This is a genomic window from Gelidibacter sp. (assembly GCF_035515035.1).
Classification (GTDB): Bacteria; Bacteroidota; Bacteroidia; order Flavobacteriales; family Flavobacteriaceae; genus Gelidibacter.
Window position 1 is genome coordinate 1 of sequence record NZ_DATJCA010000058.1, and the last position, 9762, is coordinate 9762.

Consider the following 9762-nt stretch of genomic DNA (forward strand, 5'->3'; position numbering starts at 1 on the left):
GGCGAATTCGTTATGGGCATGTTGGATTGGAAAACACAGCAAGTCGTCTCTGGGCAAGGCCTCATGAAAGTGGATGGCGAGAAAGCGCCTTTAAGTGCCTATTTGGGTATTTTGGGGATGACCGGATTAACGGCCTATTTAGGACTCACCCAAATTGGGAAACCTCAGGCTGGCGAAACGCTGATTGTTTCAGGCGCTGCGGGTGCGGTTGGATCTGTTGTAGGTCAGATTGGTAAAATCCTTGGCCTTACCGTTATCGGCATTGCCGGAACCGATGAAAAAGTAGAGCTGTTAAAAAGCAAATTCGGCTTTGATGCGGGCATCAACTATAACACCAGTAAGGATATAAGAGCGGATATCGCCAAGGCAGCACCAAACGGTATCGACATCTATTTTGATAATGTTGGCGGCCCAATTTCGGATGCCGTATTGTTCAATATCAATAAATTCTCACGGACCATTAATTGTGGTGCCATCTCCGTTTATAACGAAACAGAAGTTCCAAAGAGCATCAGCGTGCAGCCTTTCCTGGTTAAAAACAGTGCCTTAATGCAAGGCTTTATTGTTTCCAATTATGAAGAAAAGTTTCCAGAAGCCATGAAGCAGTTGGCCGAATGGTTGGCAGCAGGAAAACTCACCTACACCGAGACTGTGGTAGAAGGTTTTGACAATATTCCAAAAGCTTTTATGGATCTTTTCGAAGGTAAAAACACTGGCAAAATGGTCGTTAAAGTATAACTAAACATCAAAAGACAAACAAATGAACAACTTTGAATTTAAAAACCCGACCAAAATTATCTTTGGAAAGGACAGCATTAAAAAATTATCCAATGAAATCCCTAATGATGCTAAAGTCCTCATGCTCTATGGTGGCGGCAGTATTAAGAAAAACGGGATCTATGATCAGGTAAAAACGGCTTTGGCCAATGTGGAAGTAATTGAGTTTGGCGGCATTCCTGCCAATCCAGAATATGCTATTTTAATGGAGGCCTTAAAAATGATTAAGAACGAGAACATCACCTATTTGCTCGCCGTTGGCGTTGGATCTGTGATTGATGGCACCAAGTTCTTATCGGCAGCTGCCCTCTTTGAAGGGGATAGCCCTTGGGATATTTTAACCAAGAACATAAAGACTGAAAAAGGGATGCCCTTTGGAACAGTGTTGACCTTACCGGCAACAGGTTCTGAAATGAATTCAGGCGCGGTGATTACCAGAAAGGAAACCAAAGAGAAATTGTCTATGGGCGGACCTGGTTTATTTCCGGAGTTCTCCATCTTAGATCCTCAAGTCATTACGTCCATTCCGCAACGTCAATTGGCGAACGGGCTAACCGACGCTTTTACGCACGTTTTGGAGCAATATATGACCTACTCTATAAACGCAAGGTTACAGGACCGTTTTGCAGAAAGTATTCTGCAGACCTTAATTGAAGTGGCACCAAAGGTGTTGAAAGACCCAACAGATTACAAGGCCGCTTCTGATTTTATGTGGAGCTGTACGATGGCCCTTAACGGACTCATTCAAAAAGGAGTTCCTGGCGACTGGGCGGTGCATGCCATTGGGCACGAATTGACAGCCTTGTTTGGCATTGATCATGCCCGTACCTTGGCCGTGATTGCACCAAGCCACTACAAATTCAACTTTGAAGCCAAAAAGGAGAAACTCGCGCAATATGCCGAACGTGTTTGGAACATTACTGAAGGCGACACCGATGCAAAAGCCCATGCTGCCATAGATAAAACAGTGGCATTCTTTCACCAATTGGGTATCGACACCAAGTTATCGGAATATACCAATGATTATGAAGGCACCGCTGAAACCATTTCACAACGCTTTACAGAACGCAAATGGTTAGGCTTGGGCGAGCATAAATCCTTATCACCGGATAAGGTTGAACAGATTGTGAAAATGGCGTATTGATAGTTAAATGAAACCATTAAAAGCAATAGCATTTATGCTCACTGTGATGATCGCATCAAGTTGTAAAGATACGAACCATCAAAATGCTTCTGAAACCGTTTCAGAAGGCCAAACAAACATTAAAATAGAAAAAGACATGAACATATTATTTGTATTGACATCTCACGATAAATTAGGAGATACAGGAAAGAAAACAGGATTTTGGGTTGAGGAATTTGCAAGCCCATATTACGCCTTATTGGATAAAGGCGCACAGATAACCATTGCCACCCCAAAAGGTGGTGCTGCACCAATAGATCCAAGCAGTGACACCCCAGATGCTGCAACCGAGGCTACCAAACGTTTTGACGAGGATACGCAGGCCAAGGCGAAAATTGCAAATACCAAACGTTTAGCGGATATGAATCCCGACGATTTTGATGCTGTCTTCTATCCCGGTGGACACGGCCCGTTGTGGGATTTGGCAAATGATAGCACATCAGTTGCTTTAATCGAGAAGTTCAATAGTCAGAATAAGCCGATTGCTTTTGTCTGTCACGCGCCAGCAGCACTAAAAAATGTTAAGGATGCCCAGGGCCAACCGCTGGTAAAAGGCAAGAAAGTCACTGGTTTTACAAATACCGAAGAAGCCGCGGTCCAATTGACAGACGTCGTTCCATTTTTGGTAGAAGACATGCTGAAAGAGAATGGAGGCATTTATTCCAAAAAAGACGATTGGGCGCCGTATGTCCTTCAGGACGGAAACTTAATTACAGGTCAAAACCCAGCCTCTTCTGAGTTGGTTGCTGAAAAACTTTTGGAGAATTTAAAATAATCCTTACTATTTAGTAGTAAGAAAAGGCTGTCTGAAAGGGCAGCTTTTTTTGTTTGACACCCTTGGCAATCATTGATATTTAAATGTCTTGACTTCCTTCTTTAAATATTCAATCAATCTGTTTCACTGCTGATTCAGTCTCTTGCATGAGGAGTAATAAAGTCCGAGTATAAGAATCATTTCGAATTATTTGGTGATATTCCCTTTAGTAAACGGCATTATCTTTAAAATATATGCTAAGCCAATAGTGCATAGGACGCCAGAAACCGTTCCGATGATTTGATTTTCGCTGATAAAATAAGTTGCCATTCCCATACTGAAAATGCCAATGCCGATAATTTGATTTCTGTTCATAAATTTAATATTGGCGGTTTGAAATACTATTGTTACTCTTTTTATTAGCAGCGTTATACATTAGTTTTAACAATCCAGTTAATGTGATAAATGCAATTCCAACACTACTGCGAAATTCTTTAAAAATAGTATTCGGATATAGGTCTGTTAGAGCGATTATTAAAATAACCAATGATGATACCCAAACCAAGACAAGGATAATAAGAATGATTTTTTTCATGTTTTTATTTAAATTCAGATTTAGCGATAACTGCTTCTTTGTTTTTAAAAGTTCTAAATATAAGCGCCACATTAATAACAAATGTGGGGATAATAAATACATCTACCACAGTTCGTACTCCAAGAAAATCGTAGGTCAAAAGAACCAGTGATAAAAAAATAATAAATGTAGAAGCCATTATTCCTGTTTTTAAATAAGCCCTATGGGATTAGATTTAGTTTACTAAATATATACTTATTTTACAAATTGAATTAGGATGCCTAACACTCCAATCATCAAACATAAGGGCGAAAAAAATCTACTGTCTAATTTCCCAAAATACGTATTTTTTACGCTGTTGAAAAACCCGACGTATTTAAATTCTCTAATTGCCCTTAGAATAAATATGATTGGAATTACCCAACTGCCCAAGACCATGACCCATTCTGGTAAATTATGGTCAAAAAGTCCAGCTCTAAGAAGATAGAAAATTCCGAATACGGCCAATTCAATACCAACAATAAACTATCTGCCTTTTCGGGAACACCTTTCACCGTTTTTATTAATCGGTAATGATGCTGCAAAACCAAAGGTTCCACCTATGACCCAGTTAAAATGAATCATTCCAAGTCCGATAAGAATAAAGCTTAAAACCATTGATGTTATAGTCATTTTCAATATTTTTCCTTTAGAGGTTATTTGAGAGCGGTATTATAATATTTCACCATCAGATACATGTTTTCCATGATATATTCTTCATTTAAAATTTTTGATACCAACGGTTGATTGTCCTCGAACAATTTGGCTAATCTTTTCTTGTTAAGAAAACCATCGAGAAGTAAGACCTCCTCCCCTTTTTCTATGTATAAATAAGCAACTTTATTTTGTGTCGGAAGGTGGGTCGTTGGGTCCAAAGTTTTATAGATATGTTCGTATTCATATAATTTAACTCTTCCGTCCAAAACTAATTTTAAATAAGCACCATCCTCTTCAAAAATTGCGTTCTTTCGTTTTTCCTTATGGAGGTAAACATCATTATTAAATCGGTAAGCTTTTATATAATCTTTTTCGATTTTGATTTTTACATTATCGGTATCTAAAAAGTGGAACTTCCAAAATATAGGATCTCGGAATTTACCATAAATGGTATCATTGGTCTTTGTGACTACAAAATCAGGAAGTCTTTTTTGAACGTTGATAAAATCTCCAAAACGTTTGGCTATACTGTCTTCCGGAATTATTCGAGGTGTGGATGTAGTGTAAATACCATCTGCAACGGAAGGTTTTTCATACCAATAAATATCATCGTTAAATCTTAGTTTCTTGTAATTTCTCAATTTATGAGTTCGAAACATCACTCTGTTTTCAGTAGACTTTGGATTTTTTTCAACGAGAAGACCATTTTTTGTAAGTGCCTTCCTAATTGTGCCATAGGTGGTATCATTTTTACGGTCAATACCATAATCCAAGAATTCATTTTGAGAAAAACTGAAAAAAGGAAGTACGAATGCTAGTCGTAAAAAAGTTTTATGGGGTAAAATCATAAGTAGTATTGTATTGGGTAAAACTGCATTTCAATCATTATGGTTATTTATCATAATACCATAAAAAGTGTTTATATGATATCGCCTCCTGAATAGAACTGATGGATACAATATTTAATTTATCCGAGTTTTGATTCACGTAATCCAAAAGATTTTGCTTTTTATTAAATTCCGCATCTTTTAATTCATTTTTCATCTATTTATTATATTTAATTGTTCACATCATTTTCTATAGTATAGTTCGATAGCATGTGAAATACCTCTGTACAACTCCAATCAATTATCACCAAGCAGGTTCTACTCTCTTTTACGCGTTATACATTTTAGTAGTTATTTTAATGCCCACTGATGGAATAAAAAATGCAATATTCTGGGAAATCAATAAAATAATTATGACCACCAAATGAACAAAATCCATAGTTTAGTTTTGGTTGCAACCAGGGAATGCTGATAGCAATTTAGCGTTTATTTTGAAAGTAAAACCTAAAAATGAATTATCTAAAATAAAAGTAACAAATACCGATTAGATCATTCGCACAATAAGAAGGTTTTGTGGTACAGAAATACGTTAAGATCAGCGTTCCTTAATTCTCCGTGCATCTCTTTGAAACCTCAGTGTATCTCTGTGTTATTATTTCACGCAAAGGATAACATCCCAAAATAAAAGTAGGTTTTTTATAAAGATCGGTGAGAATCCGTTCAAATCAGCGTCATCCGCGTTCCATTTCTCACGCAAAGAGCTACATTCTCTACGATACAGGTTATAATTTGATTTGATTATAAAGCGAAAGAGCAATATCTTTGTAGGTTCAATCATTAGCTTACACGATTTGCAACAAATAAAAGCTTACTTAGATCAAATAGCTACCATCTCTCAATCAGACTGGGATTTTTTCACTTCAAAATTACAGCGTCGGGTCATTCCTAAAAAGTCGGTTTTCCTTAAACTGAACGACATTGAAAATCACATTTCTTTTATTGAATCTGGCGTCGTACGCTTATATATTCCCAAAGAAAATTCAGAAAAGGAAATCACCTTTGGCTTTAGCTTTAAAGACCAGTTCATCAGTGCCTATGATTCGTTCTTGACACGACAACCTTCGGCGTATGAACTGGAAGCCTTAACGGAAACGACACTATTGAGCATTACTTATGACGACTTACAGGCCGTGTATAAAACAACCGAAATAGGAAACCTCATTGGTAGATTGGCGGCCGAACGTCTATTTTTGATTAAATCCAAGCGAGAGCAACACTTGTTAAACCTGACTGCTGAAGAACGGTATTTAAAACTCTTTAAGGAGCGCCCAGAACTCATAAAAATCATTCCTCTTAAATATATAAGCTCTTATATTGGGGTCACTGCACAGGCCTTGAGCAGAATTAGAAGGCGTTTATAGGGACATTACTTGACCTAGGTTCATTGTTTGGCAGTATATATCCCACTATCTTTGTAAAAAAAACTATGGTTATTGTCCTTTTTGTCCTTGTACTCTGGTATGGGGGCTTATTCTTTCAATCTTTCTTTTTACATCGCTATGCGGCCCATCAAGTATTTACCATGTCTAAACCCATGGAACGAATCACGTTTGTCCTTACTTGGATCTTTCAAGGCTCGAGTTATTTAAGTGCTTATGGCTACGGCGTGATGCACCGTATGCACCACGCTTATACGGATACCGAGCAAGATCCACATTCGCCCTCTTATGATGACAATATGTTTGCGATGATGTGGAAAACAAAAAATATATATCAGGATATCAATAAACAACGTATTGAAGTAGACCAACGTTTTACCAAAAACGTTCCACAGTGGGCGGCTTTTGATAAATTTGCGAGCTCCAGAGTTTCTCGAATCTTGTGGATGGCACTTTACGTATTGTTCTTTATTTACTTTGTAACCGCTTGGTGGCAATGGCTATTATTGCCAATTACCTTTATGATGGCTCCAATCCACGGTGTTATCATCAATTGGTTTGGCCATATCTATGGTTATGTCAATTACCAAATGAAAAATACAAGTAAAAATCTCTTCCGTTTTGATTTCTTAATGATGGGTGAAGGCTATCATAATAACCATCATAAGTTTGCAAGTCGCGCTAACTTCGGTGTCAAATGGTATGAAGTAGATATGACCTATCAGATTATTCGTGTCTTGAATGCTTTGGGGGTGATTCAGTTGAAAGCGATCCCGGTTAAGAAATAAAGGAGATTGCGCTTTTCAACCTAATTTCCTTTATTCATGAATTTCACGGATTTTCACGAACCGTTGCGTCGTCGTTACCCATCCATTTCACTAATTAAGAAAACGATTAAAACGCGTATTTGTGAAAGATTAAACTAGTGCAATCTCTGTCTAAAAACCAAAGAGTTTGGAGCTAAATCCAAGTCTAAAGCACCCTAATCCGTACTTTCTTCTTCTTTAAACGTGTATTGTCCAAGATTTTGACAATCCGTTTGGCCTCTTTAATTGGAACGGCCACAAAAGCACAATCTTGCTTGAGTTCAATAGTGCCCAATTGTTCTGAAGTAAGACCGCCCTGTTTTACGAAAAGACCGACGATATCGCCCTTGGAAATCTTGTCCTTACGTCCTCCAGAAATAAATAAGGTCTCCCATTCCGGCGCCGACTTTGGAGCTTTTGTGGAGGTCTTATAAGGTTTTGACTCCTTAATAAACTCAGGCAACTGTTCGTCGCTCCCTTTTAGCACATAGGCCGTACCCTTGGCATTGACCCGTGCCGTTCTACCGTTTCTATGAATAAACTCCTCCTGATGCTTTGGCAATTCGTAATGAATAATGAAGCTGAGCTCTGGAATATCAATGCCCCTGGAGGCTAAGTCGGTGGCCAAGAGAATCTGACTGCTGCCGTTTCTAAAAGTGATGAGCGAGCGCTCACGCTCTTGCTGTTCCATGCCTCCAGAAAAACAGGAGTGACTGATGTTATTGCGTTTTAGGAAGTGACTGACTTGATCAATACTCTCTCTAAAATTACAGAAGATAATGCCTTGCCTATTGCCAATATGCTGCAACAATTCCAATAAGGACGGTAGCTTATTTGGTTTTTGAGAGACCACGGTTTTGATGGCCAAAGTTGATTTTCTCTTTTCGGTGAGGTAGTCAATCGTTGTTGGCTTATCCAAGCGGACAAAGCCAGGAATCTTTTCAAGTCGCGTCGCAGAAGTCAGTATTCGTTTGTTAATACTGGGCAATTGCCCGATAATCCGCTTCATTTCATCTTCAAAACCGTCTTCCAACGATTTATCAAACTCATCCAAAATAAGCGTTTTAATACTTGACTTTGAAAACCGATTCGCATCAAAATGGTCGAGTATTCTCCCGGGCGTACCGATCAAAATCGCCGGCGCATGTTTTATTTCTATTTTGTCCTTAGACATGGGCCTGCCGCCATATACCGCATTCACCTTAAATCCTGAGCCCATATCGCGCGCCACTTGTTCAATTTGAATGGCCAGCTCGCGCGATGGCACAATGATAAGTGCCTGCACTTCGGTACTCGTGGGGTCTAAAACCTCCAATAACGGTAATAAGAACGCTAAGGTCTTACCTGTACCTGTAGGAGACAGGAGAATTGTATTAGTGGTTTCTGCAATCACCGCAATAGCTTCTTTTTGCATGCGATGTAAGCTTTGAATATTTAATTTGTCCAAAATATCCTGTTGGTCCTTGATGCGTTTTGCCATGCTTATTGATTCTTTTTACGTTTTTTGGAAACTTCTGGTTTCGGGGTTTCCGTGCGGGTTTGGGCCAAGTAGTTGGCAAGTATTTTATCAACCAATTCCTCTTTGGTCAAATGATGGAATACAGTTTTGATCTTGGATTTAAAATCTTCAGAGACCTCCCGATTGGGTTTGGTTTTAAATATCTTTCGGGCCCATAATAGGGCGTTGTTTTCTTCTATACTCTGCGCATCAGCCTTTTTGAATTCTTTAAAGACAATCCCCAATTCTTGTTCAAAATCAGCAATATCCTCAACTTCTTCCTGTTGCAGGATGGTTAGGGACAATCCGTTTGCTCCTGCCCTTGCTGTACGTCCGCTTCTGTGCACGTAAGCCTCATAAGTGTCCGGCAAATGGTAATTGACTACATAAGACACTTCCTTGACGTCAATGCCACGGGCCGCCAAATCAGTAGCCACTAAAATATCGATATAGCCTTCTCTGAACTGCTCCATAATCCGGTCGCGTATGCCTTGGGTCAAACTTCCGTGCAAGGCACCAGATGAAAACTTATTAATGGCCAGGTTTTTTGCCAGCTTGTTAACAGCAGCCTTGGTCTTACAGAAGATGATGCCACGCTCACCTTCTTGTGAACTTAAAAAATGGAGTAAGACTTCTAATTTCTCAATAGGCTCAACAACCACGTATTGGTGATCAATGCCTTGATGCCCCGTTGTTGCCATATCGGCCTCAATATGCGCCACATGCTTAGACATATAATTTTGAACCAATTGCTTGATGGCTCCGGGCATGGTGGCCGTAAACAATAGAGTCCGTTTTGATTTTGGAATGGCTTTGATAATCACATCCACTTCATCTTTTAGAGCGCTGACCATTTCATCCGCTTCATCCAAGACTAAATAATGGACATTTTTAATGTCAATAGCCCCACGGGTCATCAAATCTACCAAACGCCCAGGGGTAGCCACCACAATATGCGTAGGCAATTTTAACCGTTCAATTTGAGGTTTGATGGGTGTACCACCACATACTGAGGCGATGGATACCTCGGGACTATTGGTAGCAAAAGCCGTCAAGTTGGTATAGATCTGCTGTCCTAATTCTCTTGTAGGTGCTAAAATCAGCGTTTGGACATGGGTATTTGCTACATCAACTAATTGCAGTAAGGATAAGCCAAAGGCTGCCGTTTTTCCGGTTCCGGTCTTTGCCATCACCACCACATCTTCTTT

General features: G+C 39.3%; 12 protein-coding genes. 5 read left to right on the plus strand and 7 right to left on the minus strand.

The features are described from left to right. The 3 genes from VLZ86_RS04945 to VLZ86_RS04955 all read left to right on the plus strand — a co-directional run. The coding region (locus VLZ86_RS04945; RefSeq protein ID WP_325449335.1) for an NADP-dependent oxidoreductase at window positions 1-738 on the plus strand (738 nt) is incomplete at its 5' end. 22 nt (window positions 739-760) lie between these two features. Next, on the plus strand, window positions 761-1921 hold the full coding sequence (locus tag VLZ86_RS04950; RefSeq protein ID WP_325449337.1) for an iron-containing alcohol dehydrogenase: 1161 nt from the start codon (window positions 761-763) through the stop codon (window positions 1919-1921). A gap of 7 nt (window positions 1922-1928) precedes the next feature. Beyond that, on the plus strand, window positions 1929-2735 hold the full coding sequence (locus VLZ86_RS04955) for a type 1 glutamine amidotransferase domain-containing protein (RefSeq protein ID WP_325449339.1): 807 nt from the start codon (window positions 1929-1931) through the stop codon (window positions 2733-2735). 186 nt (window positions 2736-2921) lie between these two features. Here the strand turns inward: VLZ86_RS04955 and VLZ86_RS04960 are convergent, their stop codons facing one another. From VLZ86_RS04960 to VLZ86_RS04975, 5 genes are all read right to left on the minus strand, one after another. After that, window positions 2922-3089 (minus strand): hypothetical protein, encoded by a 168-nt coding sequence (locus VLZ86_RS04960; protein WP_325449341.1) that lies wholly within the window; start codon window positions 3087-3089, stop codon window positions 2922-2924. A gap of 224 nt (window positions 3090-3313) precedes the next feature. Next, a complete protein-coding gene (locus VLZ86_RS04965) occupies window positions 3314-3487 on the minus strand; it encodes a hypothetical protein (RefSeq protein WP_325449343.1) in 174 nt (57 codons plus the stop codon). A gap of 56 nt (window positions 3488-3543) precedes the next feature. Then, window positions 3544-3810, minus strand: a complete 267-nt coding sequence (locus VLZ86_RS16295; protein ID WP_414652540.1) for a DUF3995 domain-containing protein — start codon at window positions 3808-3810, stop codon at window positions 3544-3546. 173 nt (window positions 3811-3983) lie between these two features. Continuing rightward, the gene (locus VLZ86_RS04970; RefSeq protein WP_325449345.1) at window positions 3984-4832 is read right to left on the minus strand and encodes a hypothetical protein; all 849 of its coding nucleotides are present in this window, start codon (window positions 4830-4832) and stop codon (window positions 3984-3986) included. 43 nt (window positions 4833-4875) lie between these two features. Then, entirely contained in the window at window positions 4876-5028 is a 153-nt protein-coding gene (locus VLZ86_RS04975; RefSeq protein ID WP_325449347.1) for a hypothetical protein, read from the minus strand. Window positions 5029-5662: 634 nt separating this feature from the next. Between VLZ86_RS04975 and VLZ86_RS04980 the strand changes: the two genes are divergently transcribed. Continuing rightward, on the plus strand, window positions 5663-6232 hold the full coding sequence (locus tag VLZ86_RS04980) for a Crp/Fnr family transcriptional regulator (RefSeq protein WP_325449349.1): 570 nt from the start codon (window positions 5663-5665) through the stop codon (window positions 6230-6232). 65 nt (window positions 6233-6297) lie between these two features. Then, window positions 6298-7038 carry an acyl-CoA desaturase gene (locus VLZ86_RS04985; protein ID WP_325449351.1) on the plus strand — a complete coding sequence of 247 codons (741 nt, stop codon included), beginning with the start codon at window positions 6298-6300 and terminating at the stop codon, window positions 7036-7038. Window positions 7039-7222: 184 nt separating this feature from the next. Here VLZ86_RS04985 and VLZ86_RS04990 read toward each other — a convergent pair whose 3' ends face one another. Further along, window positions 7223-8536, minus strand: coding sequence for a DEAD/DEAH box helicase (locus tag VLZ86_RS04990; protein WP_325449355.1), 1314 nt, complete (start codon window positions 8534-8536; stop codon window positions 7223-7225). A gap of 2 nt (window positions 8537-8538) precedes the next feature. After that, window positions 8539-9762, minus strand: a 1224-nt coding sequence (locus VLZ86_RS04995; protein WP_325449357.1) for a DEAD/DEAH box helicase, incomplete at its 5' end; no start/stop codon positions are given.

Coding starts and splice junctions, on each gene's coding strand:
- VLZ86_RS04950 (WP_325449337.1), top strand. CDS start 761: ATGAACAACTTTGAATTTAAAAACCCGACCAAAATTATCTTTGGAAAG.
- VLZ86_RS04955 (WP_325449339.1), top strand. CDS start 1,929: ATGAAACCATTAAAAGCAATAGCATTTATGCTCACTGTGATGATCGCA.
- VLZ86_RS04960 (WP_325449341.1), bottom strand. CDS start 3,089: ATGAACAGAAATCAAATTATCGGCATTGGCATTTTCAGTATGGGAATG.
- VLZ86_RS04965 (WP_325449343.1), bottom strand. CDS start 3,487: ATGGCTTCTACATTTATTATTTTTTTATCACTGGTTCTTTTGACCTAC.
- VLZ86_RS04970 (WP_325449345.1), bottom strand. CDS start 4,832: ATGATTTTACCCCATAAAACTTTTTTACGACTAGCATTCGTACTTCCT.
- VLZ86_RS04975 (WP_325449347.1), bottom strand. CDS start 5,028: ATGAAAAATGAATTAAAAGATGCGGAATTTAATAAAAAGCAAAATCTT.
- VLZ86_RS04985 (WP_325449351.1), top strand. CDS start 6,298: ATGGTTATTGTCCTTTTTGTCCTTGTACTCTGGTATGGGGGCTTATTC.
- VLZ86_RS04990 (WP_325449355.1), bottom strand. CDS start 8,536: ATGGCAAAACGCATCAAGGACCAACAGGATATTTTGGACAAATTAAAT.